This is a genomic window from Brevibacterium atlanticum (genome assembly GCF_011617245.1).
GTDB lineage: Bacteria > Actinomycetota > Actinomycetes > Actinomycetales > Brevibacteriaceae > Brevibacterium > Brevibacterium atlanticum.
The window spans coordinates 4,040,357-4,058,304 of the sequence record NZ_CP050152.1; the positions used below are offsets into that span (position 1 = coordinate 4,040,357).

Annotated in this window: 13 protein-coding genes; 6 read left to right on the forward strand and 7 right to left on the reverse strand. The window is 66.6% G+C overall.

The genetic code is table 11. From position 1 onward, the window contains the following. Positions 1 to 85: 85 nt before the first annotated feature. A complete protein-coding gene (locus tag GUY23_RS17965) occupies positions 86 to 1,009 on the forward strand; it encodes a LysR family transcriptional regulator (RefSeq protein WP_166975129.1) in 924 nt (307 codons plus the stop codon). Between the two features lie 35 nt (positions 1,010 to 1,044). After that, complete coding sequence (locus tag GUY23_RS17970) at positions 1,045 to 2,379, forward strand: APC family permease (RefSeq protein ID WP_166975132.1); 1,335 nt, start codon at positions 1,045 to 1,047, stop codon at positions 2,377 to 2,379. 21 nt (positions 2,380 to 2,400) lie between these two features. Here GUY23_RS17970 and GUY23_RS18715 read toward each other — a convergent pair whose 3' ends face one another. Next, positions 2,401 to 3,285 carry a flagellar basal body-associated FliL family protein gene (locus GUY23_RS18715; RefSeq protein ID WP_228282531.1) on the reverse strand — a complete coding sequence of 295 codons (885 nt, stop codon included), beginning with the start codon at positions 3,283 to 3,285 and terminating at the stop codon, positions 2,401 to 2,403. A gap of 180 nt (positions 3,286 to 3,465) precedes the next feature. Between GUY23_RS18715 and GUY23_RS17980 the strand changes: the two genes are divergently transcribed. Then, the gene (locus GUY23_RS17980) at positions 3,466 to 6,801 is read left to right on the forward strand and encodes a hypothetical protein (RefSeq protein ID WP_228282533.1); all 3,336 of its coding nucleotides are present in this window, start codon (positions 3,466 to 3,468) and stop codon (positions 6,799 to 6,801) included. 53 nt (positions 6,802 to 6,854) lie between these two features. On the opposite strand, the gene GUY23_RS17985 is transcribed toward GUY23_RS17980, so the two are convergent. Beyond that, positions 6,855 to 8,216 (reverse strand): D-serine ammonia-lyase, encoded by a 1,362-nt coding sequence (locus GUY23_RS17985; RefSeq protein WP_166975135.1) that lies wholly within the window; start codon positions 8,214 to 8,216, stop codon positions 6,855 to 6,857. 28 nt (positions 8,217 to 8,244) lie between these two features. Continuing rightward, entirely contained in the window at positions 8,245 to 9,210 is a 966-nt protein-coding gene (locus tag GUY23_RS17990) for an ABC transporter substrate-binding protein (protein WP_166975138.1), read from the reverse strand. 239 nt (positions 9,211 to 9,449) lie between these two features. Between GUY23_RS17990 and GUY23_RS17995 the strand changes: the two genes are divergently transcribed. Next, positions 9,450 to 10,478 (forward strand): siderophore-interacting protein, encoded by a 1,029-nt coding sequence (locus GUY23_RS17995; protein WP_166975141.1) that lies wholly within the window; start codon positions 9,450 to 9,452, stop codon positions 10,476 to 10,478. A gap of 22 nt (positions 10,479 to 10,500) precedes the next feature. Here GUY23_RS17995 and GUY23_RS18000 read toward each other — a convergent pair whose 3' ends face one another. Next, entirely contained in the window at positions 10,501 to 11,445 is a 945-nt protein-coding gene (locus tag GUY23_RS18000) for a DMT family transporter (protein WP_228282541.1), read from the reverse strand. An 82-nt stretch (positions 11,446 to 11,527) separates the two neighbouring features. On the opposite strand from GUY23_RS18000, the gene GUY23_RS18005 reads away from it, so the two are divergent. Next, positions 11,528 to 12,430 carry a LysR family transcriptional regulator gene (locus GUY23_RS18005; RefSeq protein ID WP_166975144.1) on the forward strand — a complete coding sequence of 301 codons (903 nt, stop codon included), beginning with the start codon at positions 11,528 to 11,530 and terminating at the stop codon, positions 12,428 to 12,430. A gap of 12 nt (positions 12,431 to 12,442) precedes the next feature. Here the strand turns inward: GUY23_RS18005 and GUY23_RS18010 are convergent, their stop codons facing one another. Together GUY23_RS18010 and GUY23_RS18015 are read right to left on the reverse strand one after the other, a co-directional pair. Then, positions 12,443 to 13,894, reverse strand: a complete 1,452-nt coding sequence (locus tag GUY23_RS18010; protein ID WP_228282542.1) for an FAD-binding oxidoreductase — start codon at positions 13,892 to 13,894, stop codon at positions 12,443 to 12,445. Between the two features lie 32 nt (positions 13,895 to 13,926). After that, a complete protein-coding gene (locus GUY23_RS18015; RefSeq protein WP_166975147.1) occupies positions 13,927 to 15,294 on the reverse strand; it encodes an MFS transporter in 1,368 nt (455 codons plus the stop codon). Between the two features lie 347 nt (positions 15,295 to 15,641). Here GUY23_RS18015 and GUY23_RS18020 point away from each other — a divergent pair, with 347 nt between their 5' ends. Beyond that, a complete protein-coding gene (locus tag GUY23_RS18020) occupies positions 15,642 to 16,697 on the forward strand; it encodes a DUF2332 domain-containing protein (RefSeq protein WP_228282544.1) in 1,056 nt (351 codons plus the stop codon). A 132-nt stretch (positions 16,698 to 16,829) separates the two neighbouring features. On the opposite strand, the gene GUY23_RS18025 is transcribed toward GUY23_RS18020, so the two are convergent. Continuing rightward, a complete protein-coding gene (locus tag GUY23_RS18025; RefSeq protein ID WP_166975153.1) occupies positions 16,830 to 17,858 on the reverse strand; it encodes an LLM class flavin-dependent oxidoreductase in 1,029 nt (342 codons plus the stop codon). Between the last annotated feature and the right edge of the window lie 90 nt (positions 17,859 to 17,948).

Below are 17,948 nucleotides of genomic sequence, written 5' to 3' on the forward strand. Positions count from 1 at the left end.
GTCTGTGCTCCTTGCCCCCAGTGTCCGCGAGACGGCTGCTGAGGAAAAGCGAATATTCTTCATCCGAATCGTGCAATACTGTTGCATGATCGATCCGCGTCTCCATGTCCTCCGCGTCCTCGCCGAGGTCGGCACCCTGACCGCGGCGGCACACCGCCTCGGGTACACGCCGTCGGCCGTATCGCACCAGCTGAAATCCCTGTCGAAGGACCTCGGCGTGCGCATCGTCGAACCTCGCGGCAGAGGCCTCGTCCTCACTCGGGCAGGCGAAGTGCTCCTTGAGCGTTCGCAGGAGCTGTTCACTCGGTGGGAGGAGATCCGCGGAGAGCTCGACGGCCTCGATTCGGGGTCCGACGTCCGCAGCCGTCGACTGCGCCTGTGCGGATTCTCCACCGCTGCCGCCACACTGTTGCCGCCGACGGCGCGCGCCGTGATGGAGCTCTTCCCCGGTGCCGAAGTCACGATCATCGAGGCCGAACCCGAGGAGTGCTTCGATCTGCTCGTGGCCGAGCATGCCGATGTCGCCGTCGTCGTGGCCACCGATCCGCTGCCGCCACGCGGCGACACCCGCTTCGAACAGACCGCGCTCTTCTCCGACCGGCTCGATCTGCTCGTGCCTGCCGGTCATCGGCTGGCCGGTCGATCGGCGGTGACGCTGAGCGAAGCCGCCGAGGAGTCGTGGATCCTCGACCGAGCCGGCTCGCCGTATCACCGGCTCGTGCGCACGGCCTGCGCGGCCGCCGGATTCCAACCCGAGCAGGCCCACCAGTCGCGGGAATGGGAGACGGGAGCTGCGCTGGTCTCGGCGGGGCTCGGCGTCGCGCTCATCCCCCGCCTGGCCCGGCTGCCCGACGGCTTCGACGTCGTCCGGGTGCCGCTGCGCGGGGATCCGGTGCCCTCGCGGAAGATCCTCACCGGCATCCGCAGCGGCTCGGGATCGCAGCCGATCATCGCCTCGGCGCTGGAGATCCTCGAATCGGTCTCCGTCGAACTCGCCCAACCGGAGTGACATACTGTCCAAGCGGACCGGAGACGAGGAGAAACATGGAAACAGGGACACTGCGGCGGACGATCGGGCTCACCGAGCTCGTCTTCTTCGGACTCGTCTTCATCGGACCGGCGGCCGCCGTCGGTGTCTTCGGCACCCTCGACGCCCGGTCCGGCGGCGCTGTGGCGCTCGTCTACATCGTCGCCACGATCGTCATGGCCTTCACCGCGGTCAGCTATATGCGCATGTCACGGGAGGTCCCGCGCGCCGGCACCGTCTTCGCCTACGCCTCGGCGGGCATCGGGAAGCCGGCAGGGTTCGTGGCCGGATGGATGATCCTGCTCGACTACCTCTTCATCCCCTCCGTCGCGTATCTGTTCACCGGAATCGCACTCAATTCGATCTTCCCGACCATCCCGGTGTGGGTGTTCGTGGCCGTGGCCGTCATCCTCACCACCGGGCTCAATCTCGCCGGGGTCAAGGTCGCCTCCCGGGTGATCACCGGGGTCGTCCTCGCCGAGGTGGCTGTCCTCGCCCTGGTCCTCATCCTCGGCATCGTCTACCTCTCCCAGCACGGGCCGACCCGCGATTGGCTGACCCCGCTGACCGGGGTCGATGCGTTCTCCGTGACCGCGGTGCTCGCGGCCGTCTCCGTGGCTGTGCTGTCGTATCTCGGCTTCGATTCGCTCGCCACATTCTCCGAGGAAGCCAAGGGCGGGCCGCGCATCGTCGGGCGGGCGACCCTGATCTGCCTCGTCCTCGCCGGCCTGTTCTTCGTCGCCCAGACCTGGGTCGGCAGCCTGCTCTCACCGCTGACGCCGGCGGAGCTCCAGGCCGATCCCTCGCTTGAGGGCGCCGCCTACTACAGCGCCGTCGATTCGACACTGGGCTCGTGGCTGCACTGGCTGCTGGCCCTGGCCAAGGCCGTCGGAGCGGCGTTCTCCGCGATGATCGGGCAGGCCGCGGGCTCCCGCATCCTCATGGACATGGGGCGGTCCCGGCAGGTCCCGTCCTTCCTCGCCGAGGTGGCTCCCAAGACCGGTGTGCCCTGGAAAGGCATCCTCGTGGCCGCGGGCGGGAATGTCATCGTCGCCGGGTGGGCGGCGACCCGGGCCGATGGCCTCGACCAGCTGACCTCGATCGTCAACGTCGGGGCGCTCACGGCGTTCGTGTTCCTTCAGGCCTCGGTCGTCGGTTATTTCCTCATCAAGAAGCAGGGAAGCGAGTCTCCGAGCTGGTTCAACCACGGGGTGGTCCCCGTCGTCGGTGCCGGCCTCCTCATCGCGGTCCTCGTCAGCGCGAATCCGCTGGCGCTCATCATCGGAGCGATCTGGTTCGTCATCGGCATCGGGGTGTACCTGCTGGAGAACCGGCGCCGAGTCCGGGCGTGAGCCTCTCGGCGACGGTGATTCTCAGTCCTGCAGGCGGGTTGTGCCCTCGTCGCCGCCCGAGGTGTTGAGCTGTTTGGCGTAGCAGCTGTCGGGGCCGAGGCCGTGCGATGAGCACCAGGACAGGGCGTCCTCGGGATCGCTGTAGCCGATGCCGACGACGGTGACCCAGAAGTTGCTCTCTCTGAAGCTGCTGAAGTCACCGGACCAGACGAGCCTGACCCGCGGGTATTCCTCGCGCAGCTCTTCGTGCTCGTCGAGGATGTCCTGCTCTTTCCACGTCTTCCCCTCGGCCTCGAGGCCGACCTTCTTCGAACTCAGCTGCGGCACCCATTTGCCGTCGAGGTCGTCGGTGACAGCCTTGCCGTCGGTCGCGGCGAGCTGCTTGAGCGCCTTCTTCGGATCATCGGGGAGCTTCGACTCCGTCTCGGTCGGTTCGGGGTCCTCGCTGGCCGCGGCCGATTCGTCGCCGGCGTCGGTCTGCTCATTCGTCGGGTCGTCGGTGGATTTCACGGCGGCCTTGTCATCGGAGTCCCGGGGGAACATCTGTGCCGCGCCCCATCCGATGCCGACACCGAGGACGATGACGATGACGGCGAACAGCGCGATCAGACCACCGCGCTTCTTCGGCGCGGGACTTGCCTGCTGCTGGTAGGGCGGCGGCCCCTGTTGAAACTGCGGCCCGGTCTGCGAATAAGGCGGCTGACCCTGCGCTTGGGGTGCCTGGACGTAAGGACGCGACTGCGGTTGGGCGGGTCCGCTCTGCTGGTGTGGCGGCTGTTGACCCGGCTGCGGCGTGCCCCATCCGCTGTTCGACTGCGGGGTGGGTTGCGACGACCATTGGCTGCCCGACCGGTCGTTGACGTCCCACTCGTTCTCATCTCCGCGTCCGGGAGGGTTCGCACTCATCGGCAACTCCAGATAGTTCAGTCGCTCACGCTTTGTCTCAGAGTAAGTCTCGAAAAGAACTTCCCCTGCTTTTACACCTTAATATAAGTTGTGTACTACATATGACCTGCAGCGTTCCGATAGTTGGCGAATTTTAATTACTATTCGGAAACTTCTGGCAATGGCACTTGAGGACTGAGCATGAACGACCCATCCGACGAGACCACCCCCGAAGCACCGTCGAGCCCGAAAAGCCGAGATGAGAAGCGACCGGATGACTCGACGACCGAGCCTCAGGACGCGACCGAGACGGACGGTTCGGCGAAAGCAGACGACAAGCCGGACACCGATCCGACCGAGGAGACTGCCCGCTGGGCGCCACCGGCCGAGGGCCAAGCAGTCGGTTCCGCATCGGAGCAATCGGATCGCAGCTCGGCCGACTACCTGCAGCACGACCCCGATCAGGACGGCCCCTCCCACGCGGATTCGCCCGACCATTCCACACCGCCTCCTCCACAGGCGGCTCCGAATCCGTCGGGAGCGGGCGCCTATTCTCCCAGCACCGACCCTTACGTTCAGGGCCAGGCCGGTTATGCATACGGCGCTGCTCCCTACGGACAGAACACGTACCCGCAGGGCTCGGGGCCCTTCGCTCCCGGAATGGCTGGCCCACCTCAGACCTCGGGTCCGGTGCCCTACCCGACCGGGCCGGGACAGCCGGGGAATTCGGCGACGTCACGGTTCACCTCGGCGCTGGCGAAGGGTACCACCTGGCGCACTGCGCTCGTCCCACCGGGGATCGCCCTCCTCGGCGGGATCGTCACCGCGATCATCCTCACGGTGATCCTCGCGTCGATGGAGGACTTCTCGTCCATGTCGGAGGACGTCGGGTTCGATCTCGACGGGCTCAGCTATGCCATGCCGTTCATCCTCCTCGCGCTGTCCCTCTTCGGGTCGGCGGTGCTGCGGTTGGACATCCATGCTCCTGACACCTTCGACGCGAAGCTCAACATCTTCATGTCCGGGGCACCGCTGGTGCTCACGATCCTCGTCATCGGCCTGTTGTGGTGGATGACGAAGCTCAGCGAACGGAGGACGCCGTCACCGAACCGGGTCGCCACGTGGGTCCGCATCGCGGTCTCGACGCTGGCGATGACCCTCGTCCTCTTCCTCCTGCAGCTGATCTTCGCCGCCCGCTTCTCGAGCTTCGAAAGCGACGGCACCCTGACTTTCTCGTTCTCAGCGATCACCGCCAGGTCCTTCTTCCTGCCCCTGCTCGCCATTCTCATCACGAGCATCGCCGGCCGCGTCGCCGGCCATTTCAAAGGCACCGAAGCCATCGGCGCTCCTTTCCTGCGCTGGGCCGTGCCGCCGCTGTTGGTCACCTGGGTCCACCTCGTCGTCACCGTCGGCCTGTTCTCTATCGTCGCGCTCTTCGTACTCCCGTTCTCGGTCGACATGCCGGGACAGCTGGTGCCGCTGACCTTCGTCAACATGGGACTCATCCTCACGTCCCTCACCCACCTCGGCGGGATCAGTGCCACGGCGCAGGGTGACCTCGGCTTCTATTCGGACAGCTTCTCGGAGAACTTCACGATCTTCAGCCACGATGCTCCCGGCCAGCTCTGGCTGGGTCTGCTCGTCGTGGTCGTGGCGCTGCTCATCTCGACCTTCGTCGCCACCGTCGTCCGACGTCCGTCGTGGACCGTCGTCGAAGCGGACAAGCAGCAGTGGGCGAGCGCATGGAAGCTGCCCCTGGCGTTCTGCCTCGCGTGGGGGCTGCTGTCGCTGCTGGCGATTCCGATGCGGATGTCGATGTCCAGATCCGCCGAGGCGGCCATGTTCTTCGGCGGTTCCGGTGCGGCCCGTGCGGGCATCGGTCCGCTCGCGTGGACGTTCCTCATCTTCGCCGTGTGGGGTGGAGTCATCGAGGTCCTTTCGCGCACGCTCGGCCCCCGACTCGTGCTCACCTTCCCGGCGCTCGCACGGATCGCCGCCGGCCGTGCCGTGCACCCGCACTGGGGTCCCCACCTGGGCATGAGCGAGCCGCGTTTCGCGTTCGTCCATCCCGACCTCGCCGGGGCCGCCCCCACAGCACCGCCGATGGCCCCGCCTCCCGGGTCGACTCCTGCCTATGGCTCCCAGCCGGGTGGGGGCCAGCAGTCCTATCCGGCACCGCCCGGTCAGCCGCCTCAGGGGTCTCCGGCGGGTGAACCGCCCCAAGGGACTCCGGCGAGTCAGCCGCCCTACGGGACTCCCGTGGGTCCGTCGCACCATGGGGCTCCCGCGGGCGGACACCCCTACGAGTCGGCGGCGGTCCAGCAGCAGTATCCGTCACAGCCCGGCCAGCAGCCGCACGCAACACCTGCCGGCCAGCAGGCATACGCTGCGTCGCCGGGAGCGTTCGGTTCGACACCGGGAACGTTCGGCTCCGCCGACGGCACCCAGCCTTACGGCGCGGCCCCGGCGAAGCCCTTCGACAGGAAGAAGGCGACGCTCGTCTCCGTCGTCGCCGGGGGTGCGGTCCTCCTCCTCGTGGCTGCGCTCATCGTCGTCACCCAGGTCAACGGTCACATGTTCGGCCCCGAGGCGACGGCGGAGAAGTACTTCTCGGAGCTCTCCGACGGCGACGCCGAGGGCGCGCTCAAGGTCGCCGACGTCGATGTCCCGCAGGAGTCACGGACCCTGCTGTCGAACGACATCCTCGGCGGGGCCAAGGCTCTGCCCGACGATGTCACCGTCGGCGATGCCGACATCTCCGGCGACACGGCCACGGTCGATGTCACCTACGATGTGGGAGGCTCCAAGGGCAACAGCACGCTGACCCTGCACAAGGCGGGCAAGAAGGCGCTGTTCTTCGACGACTGGGCGCTCGAAAGCCCCGAACTGCTCACCCTCGCCGTCGATACCCCCGGTCTGCAGAAGGTCAAGGTCAACGGGATCGACGTCGACACCGACGGCTCGGCTCTGGCGCTGCCGGCCTTCCCCGGCCTCTACACGATCGGTCTGGCCGAGAAGTCCGACCTCGTCACCGCCGACCCCGTCGAGGTGCGCGCATTCCTCGGTGATGACGCCGACTCGGAGGCTGAGGGCGAGGACGTTCCGCGGCTCGCCGCCCAGCCGTCGGATGCCTTCCGCACCGAGGTCGACAAACAGGTCAAGACCCTCATCGACAGCTGCGCGAAGAAGACGGTCGCACAGCCCGACGGGTGCCCGTTCGGCTCCTCACTGGCCGACAGCTACGATGCCACCGGCCTCACCTGGTCGATCTCGTCGTATCCGACGGTGACCGTCGCCGATGACACGGCCGGCTCCGACGGCTATTCGGATCCGGCGGATGCGACCGGCCCGAACGGCGGGCCGGCATGGCTGATCTCCTCGGACTCCTCGGGTGAGGCGCTCGTGACCGGCAGCTACGACGGTTTCGACGATGATGAGCCCTTCGACGACACCGTGACCTTCGACCTCAACGGCACAGCCGAGATCGTCGACGGCAAGGTCGTCATCACCGTCAGCGATGATCCCTGGGACTGGTGATCGGTCATTCGTGAGTCGGGCTCATCCGCTGGATCGTCGCGAATGGGCCGGGCTCAGTCGATGAAGATCGCCGAGGCGGGGCCGGCGATCCGATCCATCAGCCCGATTCCTTCGACGACGTAGTGCGACCGTTCGTCGTCGGGGACCATCGCCCCGCCGGTGAGCCACACGAGGTGTGTGCTCACGTTCGGCCATGGTGCAGGTGCCCCGAGTCGCCACGGAATGCTCAGTCCCGCGGTCGCCGAGGGTTCGACATCAATGCCCTCGGTCTCATGGAGGACTCCGACGCCTGCCCGGATGACGTCGTCGGGCACCGAGGCGAAGCCCGAGATCAGTGGGCCGATCGTCGGTCCGATGAAGCGTGAGGGCCTGGCCACGGCCAGGCCGTCGGCGGCGGTTGCACCGGTCAGTCCGATGTCCTGGACGGCGATGTCACTGTGGCGACCCGACCGCACTCCGAGGAACATCGCCGGGGCCTGGCTCGGTTCGACGAAGACGCATCGGACGTTGTCGCCGAAGACCCGTTTGAGTCCGAAGGTCACTCCGCCAGGCCCTCCCCCGATTCCACACGGCAGATAGACGACGAGGCGGTGGTCGCCATCGACCGTGATCCCCGCAGCCTCGAGCTGGCGGGCCAACCGCAGTGCCGCGACCGAGTAGCCCGCGAAGAGGCTGACCGAGTCCTCGTCGTCGACGAAATGTGCCTGACCATCCGCCGCGGCGGAGGCACGCCCCGCCTCCACGGCCTCGACGAAGTCCCCGGTGTGCTCGATGACCTCGACGCCGTGGTCGCGCAGCATCGTCTTCTTCCATGCGCGGGCGTCGGCGGACATGTGCACCGAGGCGGCGAATCCGAGGCGAGCGCCGAGGATTCCGATCGACAGCCCGAGGTTGCCCGTCGAACCGACGACGATCCGGTGCTCGGCGGCGATCTCGCGGAACTCGGCACTCGCATAGGTGGCGGGATCGGCAACGTCGAGGCCGTGGTCGGCGGCGACCGCCTCGGCGAATTCGAGAACCTCGTGGAACCCGCCACGGGCCTTGATCGACCCGCTCACCGGCAGAGCATCATCGCGTTTGAGCCACAGCTGACCTGACAGCCGGGCGCCTAACAGATCGCCAAGACACTCCTGCGCTGCCGGGGCCGGAGTCAGCGGTGATTCGATGAAACCCCCGGAGCGGGCCGCCTCGGGGAAGGCTGCGGCGATCCCGGGCGGGGGTGTCGCGGTCTCGGGAAACGTCGCAGCGAACCACGGGGCGAAACGGTCGAACCGAGCCGCCGCACCATCCATCACGTCGCCGAGTTCGGGCAGGGCCGCCTCGGCGAGGGCATTGCGGATCCACGTGGTCGGGGCACCCGTCGCCAGCGATCGGATGACGGCATCGTCGGACAGATCGGGTGGGAGTGCGCTCATGGAGCGATCGTACCTGCCGGCCCCGCTCTCACTTCTTCACGATCTCCTTCGCGCCCTCGATGACATCGGCGAGTTCGCCGAGCCATTCGGCGTAGCCGTCGTAGGTGTAGGCGCGCTTATCGTCCCAGGTCCCCAGCTGTCCGGCCCTGACGGCGGGCAGACGCTTGTACACCGGGTTGTCTTCGTAGTCGGCGGAGGCGTCGTGGACGAGGAGGACGTCGGCGGGGTAGTCGGACATCTTCTCCCAGGACACCTCCGCCCAGCTGGAGTCATCGCTGGACTCGGGGCCGACGAGGGTGATGCCGTCCTCGGCGAGCATGTCCGCGATCCCGGAGCTCTTCGAGGTGTAGTTGAGCTCCGAGCTGAAGTTCGCCAGGAGCACGGTCAGCGAACCCTTCGACTTCGCGACCTCGCGTACACGTTTGCGGGCGTCGTCGTAGGACTGGCGCTTCTCGGCGATCTCGCCGGTCTCGGTCTCCTTGCCGAGTGCCTTCGCGATGGCCGCGTATTGGGCGAACATCTGGTCGGGCGTCTGTTGGGCGAGTCTGACCGGGACGAATTCGACGAGGTCGGTGACCTGGTTCTTCACCTTGTCGTCCCACCAGGTCCACCCGTCGCCTTTCTCATTGCCGTAGGCGACCAAGATGTCCGGTTCGGCGACGGCGAGCTTCTCGAGGTCGAGCTCCATATCGGTGCCGACCACCTCGACGCCTTCGGAGTCGAAGGACTTGCCCGGTGATTCGTTCTGCCCGAATCCGAATACCGCGACCGGTGTGACTCCATACTGGGCGAGACCGGCCGCCGAGTAGAAGTCTGCGGCGATGCGCTCGGCGGGTTTGTCGAGTTCGATCGTCAGCCCGTCATACCCCTCGGGCGAATAGCTGAAGTTCCGTGTCGAGCCCGTGGCTGCGCCGTCCCCGCCCTCCTTGTCGGTGCAGGCGACGAGGGCGAACGGGGCCAGAACGGACAGGGCGAGGAGCTGACGGCGATGCATCGGGAGCCTTTCGGAGACGGTGAAGTCGCTGGTGACAGGGGTATCGATCGGAGAGATCAGGGTTCGGGTGTGATCGATCTCAACAAGTCCGCGATCACATTAACACTATTTGGAAAGGCTTGCCTTACTACTTTGGCGTAGAGTGGGGGTGGACGTTCAGGCGTCCCCGACTGCTGCACCTGCGATCCCGAGCCGATCGTGGGACGAACCCGAGGATCTCGGGAAGTGAAGGAGAAACTGTGTCACGAGCACCCATCGGCGGCTTCGAAGCCACGGTCATCGCCGTCGAGGACCTCAGCCCCTCGTTCCGCCGCATCACGTTCGGCGGTCCCGGACTGAGCGGCTTCGGACCCAAGACGCATCCGCGCGACCTGCGGATCAAACTCATCATCCCTCCGGCCGGTGCCACCGCACCCGAGTTCGACCTCCTCGGCTTCCTCGCCGAACAGGAGGAGGCCGGCGTCTCCTGGTACCAGGCCTGGCTGCAGGTCGACCCCGCCATCCGCGGCGCGATGCGCACCTACACCGTGCGGGAATGGCGCGATGACGAACGCGAACTCGTCGTCGACATGGTGCTCCACACCGACGAGAACGGCCATTCGGGTCCCGCCGCCCAGTGGGCCGAGACCGCCGAGGTCGGCCACGCACTCCACATCATCGGTCCCGCCCGGGACTTCGACGGCCCCTACGGCGGCATCGAATTCGCACCCGGCGACGCCCACCAGATCCTCCTCGCCGGCGACGAGACCGCGGTACCCGCGATCGCCTCGATCCTCGATTCGATCAAGGACAGCGACGTGCGGGGCAAGGCCGTCCTCGAAATCCCCCGCGCCGAAGACATCATCGATCTCCCCGCTCCGGCCGGTTTCGAAATCGAGTGGCTGCCGCGTGGCGACGCCGAGTTCGGGGCGATGCTCGAACCCGCCGTGCGTGAGGTCGTTCGGGCCGAATCGAAGGTCCTCACCGAGGTGGGGGCCGGGTCCGGTGCGTCAGACGAGGCTTCCGGTACCGCCGAGTCCGCCGCCCGTGAACTCGAGGACGTCAACATCGACGAGGAGATCCTCTGGGATGTTCCGGCAGCGCTGACCCAGGCCGCTCAGGGCAGTTCGAGTAAGACCGAGAAGGATGCCCGCCCGTTCTACGCCTGGATCGCCGGCGAGGCCGGACCGGTCAAACGTCTGCGCCGCTACCTCGTCCAGGAGGTCGGAGTCGATCGCAAGCAGATCGCGTTCATGGGCTACTGGCGACAGGGCAAGGCCGAGGGCTGAGGTCCGTCCCAGCCTGCGTCGCTCAGCGCCGGCGCAGTGACCCGATGATCTGCGGTCCGATCGCGCAACTTGCACCGGCGAGGCAGAGGACTCCACCGGCCGCTGCCAACGGCGGCGGCACCTCGGCGAGGAGAAGCCACGCGAGAACGACGACGATCGCGGGCACCAGCAGGCTCGACGAACTGAGCAGACCGGCCGGCAGCACGCGGATGGCGTAGCCCCACAGGTTGAAGGCGATTGCCGTCGGCACCACGCCCAGATAGATCACCTGCAGGGTGATCGACAGGGGTGCGGCCGTGATGTCGCCGATGAGGTTCGGAGTGAAGATCAGGCAGGCGAGGGCTCCGGCGAGGATTCCCGCCCACGTCACCGTCACGGAATCCTCGCGCGAGAGGAAGTGCTTCTGGATGAGCACGCACCCGGCGTAGAGCAGGGCGGCCGCAACGCTGAGCACCAGGCCGACGACCGTGAAGACCCCGGTGAAGCTCGCGGCGGTGATCATCCCGATGCCGGCCAGCGAGATGAGAACGCCGATGATCAGTCGCTTCGGCAGTCCCTCGCCGAGGACGAGACCCGCGAACACCGCGACGATGAGCGGAGCGATATTGACGATCATCGAGGCGGTGCCGGCGTCCATCGAATGCTCGGCGGCGTTGAGCACGACGACATAGGCGGCGAACCAGGCCACACCCCAGAGGATGACGATCAGCCAGACCCGCTTCGACCGCGGGAAACGAGGACGACGGACGAGCATCCAGAGCGAGAGGACCACGGCCGCGGAGAGGCTGCGCAGAAGCGCCATCGCCCCCGGACCGAAGTGGGGCCCGGCGTCACGGATGACGACGAAGGATGAGGCCCAGAAGACCATGGTCAGCAGTGCCGCCGCCCACGGGAGCGCGGAGATGCGGCTGCGGCCGGCACCTGTCTGTTCCATCGGGGAGGATTCCGGGTCGGGGTTCGTTCTCATAACAGTGATTATTGTGCGCACAACCGTTGAAGAAAAGCGCACGCTATTGCACACATGTGCGTGAAGTCCGTACAGTCGGGTGATGGACACCGTCACACATCTCCAGTCGTTCAAGTCGGTGGCGACGACCGGCTCCGTGCGCTCGGCCGCACAGCACCTCGGACTCTCGCCGTCGGCCGTGAGCCACCACATCAAACAGCTCGAGCGGGAGACCGGACTGACCCTCTTCGCCCGACGCGGACGAGGACTGTGCCTGACCGACACCGGTGCCACCGTCCTCGGCGAGGTCGATGCGGTGCTCGACGCCTCGAGTCGGCTCCACCAGCGGATCTCCGAACTGCAGGAGAGCCGAAGCGATCGACTCTCGATCGGATACTTCGCCTCAGCGGGCACGAGATGGCTGCCCGAACTCGTCGCCTACCTGGAGAACCGCTACCCACACACTTCGGTTCAGCTCAACCTGAGCGAAGGACCGTGGACGGAGCTGTCATCGGACATCCAGCTCGTCATCTCCTCCTCCCCCGAGCTCGAATTCCCCGCCGAGGTGGACGCGTCCTTCCTCGTCGAGGATCCCTACGTCGTGGCCGTGCCCGACGATCATCCGCTCGCGCAGCGCTCGTCGGTCAGTCTCGGTGAGCTCGCGGACCATCGGTGGATCGACAACGACACGGGTGACGGACCCTGCCGGACGATTCTCTTCGACGCCTGCGCGCGTGCGGGAGTGCAGGTGAGCTTCAAGCACGAGGCCCACAGCTTCACCACGGCTCTCCACATGGTCAGCCGCGGCCTCGGCGTGACGATTATGCCGCGCCTGGGAATCGACCCGCTGCCGGCAGGGGTGGCGATCGTGCCGATCGCCTCGCCGACACCGATCCGATTCGTCCACGCGATCAGCGACCCCGGCCATCCTCAGCAGGCACTCATCGCCGATGCGATCGCGGCCCTGCGCGAGCTCGCCGTCGACGATGCCGCACGGGTCGCGTGAGCCCACGCCTGCTCAGATCTCTGCGAGCATCTTTCCCGGGTTGAGGATCCCCAGCGGGTCGAGGGCGTTCTTCACAGCCAACTGGATGCGCCGGGAACCCTCGTCGAGTTCGTTCGGCAGCCAGGCACGTTTGAGATAGCCGACCCCGTGCTCACCGGTGATCGTCCCGCCGAGGTCGAGGCCGACTCGCATGATCTCCGCGAAGACCTCCTCGGCCTTCGCCGTCTCCGCCTGGTCGCCGGCGTCGAAGAACACCGACGGATGCATGTTCCCGTCTCCGGCGTGCGCGACGAGCGCGATCTCGAGTCCGGAGTTCTCCCGCAGTGCGGCCAGTCGGTCGCAGAATTCGGGGACGGCCGTGCGCGGCAGGCACACGTCGTCGAGCAGCTGCCCACCGCCGTGGGCGTTCGCGAACTTCTCATACGCCGGTTGGATCATCCGCCGGGCGGTGATGAGCGCCGCGGAGTCGGTCGGGTCGTCGGAGTACGCGACGTCGAGGGCACCGCAGGCTCGGGCCACCTCGGCGAAGGACTCCATCGCGGTCTCCGAATCGCTCGGATTCTCATCGACCTGCATGATGAGCATCGCGCCGGCCTCAGCGTCGAGGCCGAAGTCGCCGTAGTCGTTGAGCATCCGCAGGGATGATCCGTCGAGGAATTCGAGCAGGCTCGGCACCCCGCCGGCGGCCATGAAGTCGGCCACGGTCTGCAGTCCGCTGCGCTCATCGGGGAACGTCGCGATCGCGGTGAACGGGTCGGGCAGTTTCGGGATGAGGCGCAGGGTCGCCTCGACGACGATGCCCAGCGTGCCCTCGGAGCCGATGAACAGGTGGCGCATGTCGAGTCCGGCCACGCCTTTGGCCGTCTGCGGGCCGAGCGTGGTGATGGTCCCGTCGGCGAGGACGACCTTCAGTGAGCGGACGTAGTCCCTGGTCACACCGTATTTCACGCAGCACAGTCCGCCAGCGTTCGTGGCGATGTTGCCGCCGATCGATGACAGTGCCACTGATCCGGGATCGGGTGGGTACGACAGTCCGTACGGGGCGAGGTGGTCCTTGAGGTCCTGGTTGATGATGCCGGGTTGGACGGTGACGAGGCGTTCGGCCGGGTTGACGGCCACGACGTCCTTCATCTTCGACACGTTGAGCAGGATCGCCCCCGGCACCGCGTTCGCGCCTCCCGAGATCCCTGACCGTGCGCCCTGCGGGACCACGGGGACGGAATGCTCAGTGGCGAACCGCATGACCTCCTGCACATCCTTCGCCGAGGTGGCTCTGACCAGGGCGATCGCACCCTCGCGAGGGCAGAAGAGGGCTTCGTCGCTGGCGTGGGCATCGATGACGTCCGGGTCCGTGGTCAGCGCACCGGGGCTCAGCCGGGATGCGAGGTTCTCGAGTGCGGCCGAGTCCACGGTCGGGCCTCCCGTACCTGCCTGGCCGTCGACTGTCATCTGCTCACTGCTCATGTTGACCTCCTCGAATCCGGGTCGACGCCGACTCACTTCCGCAGCGTCGGCTCCAGGTTATCGGGCGCTGGCGCGGCCTTGAGGATGAGGGTCACGATGCCGGCGGCGACCATCGCGGCGCCGACGACCCACATGCCTGCGTTCTGCGTTCCTGTGAGGTCGGCGAGCCAGCCGGTGATGTAGGGGGCGAAGAATCCGGCCGAATTGCCCAATGAGTTGATGAGTGCGAGACCTGCGGCGGCACCGGCACCGGCGAGGAAGGTCTGCGGTAGGGGCCAGAAGGTCGGCAGTGCCGCGCAGATGGCCATGCAGGTGATGGTCACGGCGATCATCGTGGTGAACGGCGAGGACAGGTAGAGCGCGATCGGGATCGCCACACCGCCGACGAACAGGGGGATCGCCACATGCCAGACGCGTTCGTTGGTCCGGTCGCCGTGACGGGACCAGAGGTACATCGCGAGCGCGCCGAAGATGTAGGGGATGGCGGTGATGACACCGATCTCGACGATCGAGTATTCGGTGCCGAAGGTCTCTTGGAAGCCGGCGATGATCGTCGGCAGGAAGAAGCTCATCGCGTAGAGGCCGTAGACCATGCCGAAGTAGACGAAGGACAGCGCCCACACCCGCGGCTGGAGCAGGGAGCGACGGACCGGGTAGTGGAAGGTCTCGGACTTGTCCTTGTCCTCGGCGTCCATCGTCGCCTGCAGCCATTCACGCTCCTCGGGTGCCAGCCACTTCGCATCACGTGGACGGTCGGTGAGGTAGAAGATGCACACGAGACCGAGCAGGACCGCCGGCACACCCTCGATGATGAACATGAAACGCCAGCCGGCGAAGGAGTCGAAGATCGAGTTGCCGCTGGAGATCAGCCATGAGGACAACGGGGAACCGACCACGCTCGAGAGCGGGATCGCAAGCATGAACAGGGCGGTGGCGCGGGCTCGCATCGAGGTGGGGAACCAGTAGGTGAGGTAGAGGATGATGCCGGGGAAGAATCCCGCCTCGGCGACTCCGAGGAGGAAGCGCAGGACGTAGAGCCAGTAGTGATTGGGCACGAAGGCCATCGCCGCGGCGACGACGCCCCAGCTGATGAGGATGCGGGCGAGCCAGATGCGGGCGCCGAACTTGTGCAGCGCGAGGTTCGAAGGCACCTCGAGGATGAGGTAGCCGAAGAAGAAGATGCCGGCGGCGAACCCGAACTGGGTCGCGTTCATCGCGAGGTCTTCGTTCATTCCGCCCGGGCCGGCGATGCCGAGGTTCGTGCGGTCGAGGTAGTTGATGAAGTACATCGCGATGATGAACGGGATGAGCCGGACGATGACCTTGCGCATCGTCCGTTTCTCCAGCGCCGAATCGACTGGAATCGCTCCGCTCACTGACGGGTTCACCTCGGATGACATGTGATCTCCCTCGATCTGGCCGGGCCATGGTGATGGCCACTGACGACGCTACGGCAACACATTACGTCAGCCGACCCCTCCCGCCTAGCGTTCAGGGCCGGAGTACCGAATACCGGGACGGACGGTGGGCGGTGGGGTGGACGTGGGGCGGTAGGCGGACTCGGCAGGGCCGCGGCGCAGGTCGGGCGCAGTGCCACGGCGCAATGGACTCGTTCAAGCCGCAGCGCATCTGTCGATAGGTGCGCCTTTCGCTCAACGCGCTCTGCCTTGAACGAGGCGTCGGTGACCGGCGGCACGGTGCCTCGTTAAGCTGAGTCCACGCAGACCGAAGGAGCAGCATGCAGCCGATGACTGAGCTCGACGCCGAGACCGTGCGCGACTACTACCGGACGTTCGCCCGCGTCGAGGCCACCGACACGTCCCCGATCTACACTACTTGGGCGGAGGGCGTCGCGGCCGATGACGAAGTCATCGGCCGGCTCCTCGATCTGCCCCGGCCCAAACGCCAGGCCAACCTCCTTTTCGCGGCGGCGCGCCACCTCGGTGCGGGTGAGGGGTCCTATGCGGACCTGCGGACGTGGCTGCTCGAGCATTGGGAGGAGGCACGGGAGCTCATGCTCGCTCGCTCAACGCAGACGAATGAGGCAGGCAGGTGCGCCACCCTCCTGCCGGTGCTGGCCAGGATCGATGGGCCGCTTGCGCTCATCGAGGTCGGAGCTTCGGCCGGGCTGTGCCTCTACCCGGATCGGTACAGCTACCGATACACCATCGCCGAGGCGGCCGATCCCTCCACATCCGCGCGCACGACCGGCCCCGATCCTGCCCGAACGATCCAGCTCGATCCGCCGGACGGGCCGAGCTCCGTGCTCATCGACTGCGAACTGGCCAATGCTTCGGCGCCTCGTGGTCTGCCCGATGTCGCGTGGCGCGCCGGTATCGATCTCAATCCGATCGACGTCACCGATGCCTGCGAGCGCGAGTGGCTGCGTTCGCTCGTCTGGCCCGAGCACGATGTTCGGCGCGAACGCCTGATAGCAGCGGCCGCGCTCGTTGCGAAGGATCCGCCGAGGTTGGTCCGCGGGGATCTGCTCGAGACGATCGAGTCCCTGCTCGCCGAGGTGCCCGCGGGCACCCAGCCGGTCGTGTTCCACAGTGCGGTGCTCGCGTATGTCGATGCCGAGGCTCGGGCCGAGTTCGCGTCCCTCATGCGATCGCGCGAAGACGTGGTGTGGATCAGCAACGAGGGAGCTCAGGTGCTGCCGAACATTGGGGCGCAGGTTGAGGCCGGCGTCTCGGGCGGGCACGCCGCCGACGGGCGTTTCGTCCTCGCCGTCGACGGCAAAGCGATCGCTCTGACCGGCCCGCACGGTCAGACCTATGAAGGGCTGACACCACTCAATTGAGGCGCTGACTGACCCGACTTCATGGGTGCGGCCCAGGATTCATCGGCGCCAAGAGGCTCGTTCAAGGCGGAGCGCATCTGTCGATAGGTGCACCTTTCGATAGATGCGCTCCGCCTTGATCGACGGATGTGCCTAAGAGTCAGCCGGCGTCCACCCGAGCTTCGGGCCGATCTCCGTGGCCAGTTGGTGGAGGATGTGCTTCCAGTCCTCGAGCTCGAACTCGAAGGGCAACTCGAAGAGGTAGTCATCCGAGGCTTGGAAGGCCGGGTTGGACAGGAGGTAGTCGACGATCTCCTCGGTCGAGCCGAGCAGGTCCAAGGCGATGATCGTGTTCTTCCCGTGGATCTGCTTCGTCCGCGGGGTTCGCTCCTCCGCGTACTTCCGGTACTTCGCCGCCTGCGTCGGACTCGCTTCATCGGTGGGGACGATGACGCGGGCCAGGCTGACCCGTCCGCCCCCCTCCCCGAGCGCCCCGCGGTACGTCTCGATCTGGTTGACCTGGTTGAGGGAGAAGTCCTCGATGCCGTCCTCGGCCGAGGTGATGTTGCTCATCAGCCAGTTCAGGCCGGCCCCACCTGCCCATGCGGCCGAGCGCAGCGACCCTCCCCCGTACCAGAGGCGATCGCTCAGCCCGGGCGCGTGCGGTTCCACCCGTTCGGAGTCGATGTCCCCACCGAAGCCCTTGTACTCCGGCTTCTCCCGCACCGAGGCGCCCGCCAGGAGATCGCGCAGACGATCGATTCGCGCGTAGCTGTAGTCCTCACCGCGCCACCCCTCACCATGGACGATGTCGTTGACCTCCTCAACGAAGGCGGGTGGATGCACGCTCAGCCCGGGCAGAACCCGGCCTCCGGAGAGCACGTCGGCAACGGCGAGGTCCTCGGCCAGCCGGTAGGGGTTCTCATGCCCGACGGGAATGACCGCGCTGCCGAGGCCGATCCGCTCCGTGTGCTGAGCCAGTGCGGCGAAATACGCCGCCGGGGACGGCAACCCGTACTGCATGTGCCGCGTGCGGACCCATCCGCTGTCGAGACCGAGTTCCTCGGCGAAACGGAACAGCTCGATGCCCTCGACCAGACCGCGGGCAGGATCGTCGCGGTCGAAGGGAACGAGGTGGATGAATCCGAGGTGGCCGACTCGGCCGATTGTCGACGTGCTCACAGTGCCTCTCCTCCGATGCCAGCGAGACATCGTCCGACGATGGTTGAACTCTCAACTTATATCAGGACGAGCTGAACACTCACCGTCAGA

What these genes read in the sequence shown, in the direction of transcription:
- GUY23_RS18015 (WP_166975147.1), bottom strand. Translation starts at nt 15,294, where the DNA reads ATGTCATCCGAGGTGAACCCGTCAGTGAGCGGAGCGATTCCAGTCGAT.
- GUY23_RS18010 (WP_228282542.1), bottom strand. Translation starts at nt 13,894, where the DNA reads ATGAGCAGTGAGCAGATGACAGTCGACGGCCAGGCAGGTACGGGAGGC.
- GUY23_RS17985 (WP_166975135.1), bottom strand. Translation starts at nt 8,216, where the DNA reads ATGAGCGCACTCCCACCCGATCTGTCCGACGATGCCGTCATCCGATCG.
- GUY23_RS18715 (WP_228282531.1), bottom strand. Translation starts at nt 3,285, where the DNA reads ATGAGTGCGAACCCTCCCGGACGCGGAGATGAGAACGAGTGGGACGTC.
- GUY23_RS17970 (WP_166975132.1), top strand. Translation starts at nt 1,045, where the DNA reads ATGGAAACAGGGACACTGCGGCGGACGATCGGGCTCACCGAGCTCGTC.
- GUY23_RS18020 (WP_228282544.1), top strand. Translation starts at nt 15,642, where the DNA reads ATGACTGAGCTCGACGCCGAGACCGTGCGCGACTACTACCGGACGTTC.
- GUY23_RS17980 (WP_228282533.1), top strand. Translation starts at nt 3,466, where the DNA reads ATGAACGACCCATCCGACGAGACCACCCCCGAAGCACCGTCGAGCCCG.
- GUY23_RS17965 (WP_166975129.1), top strand. Translation starts at nt 86, where the DNA reads ATGATCGATCCGCGTCTCCATGTCCTCCGCGTCCTCGCCGAGGTCGGC.
- GUY23_RS18005 (WP_166975144.1), top strand. Translation starts at nt 11,528, where the DNA reads ATGGACACCGTCACACATCTCCAGTCGTTCAAGTCGGTGGCGACGACC.
- GUY23_RS18000 (WP_228282541.1), bottom strand. Translation starts at nt 11,445, where the DNA reads ATGAGAACGAACCCCGACCCGGAATCCTCCCCGATGGAACAGACAGGT.
- GUY23_RS17990 (WP_166975138.1), bottom strand. Translation starts at nt 9,210, where the DNA reads ATGCATCGCCGTCAGCTCCTCGCCCTGTCCGTTCTGGCCCCGTTCGCC.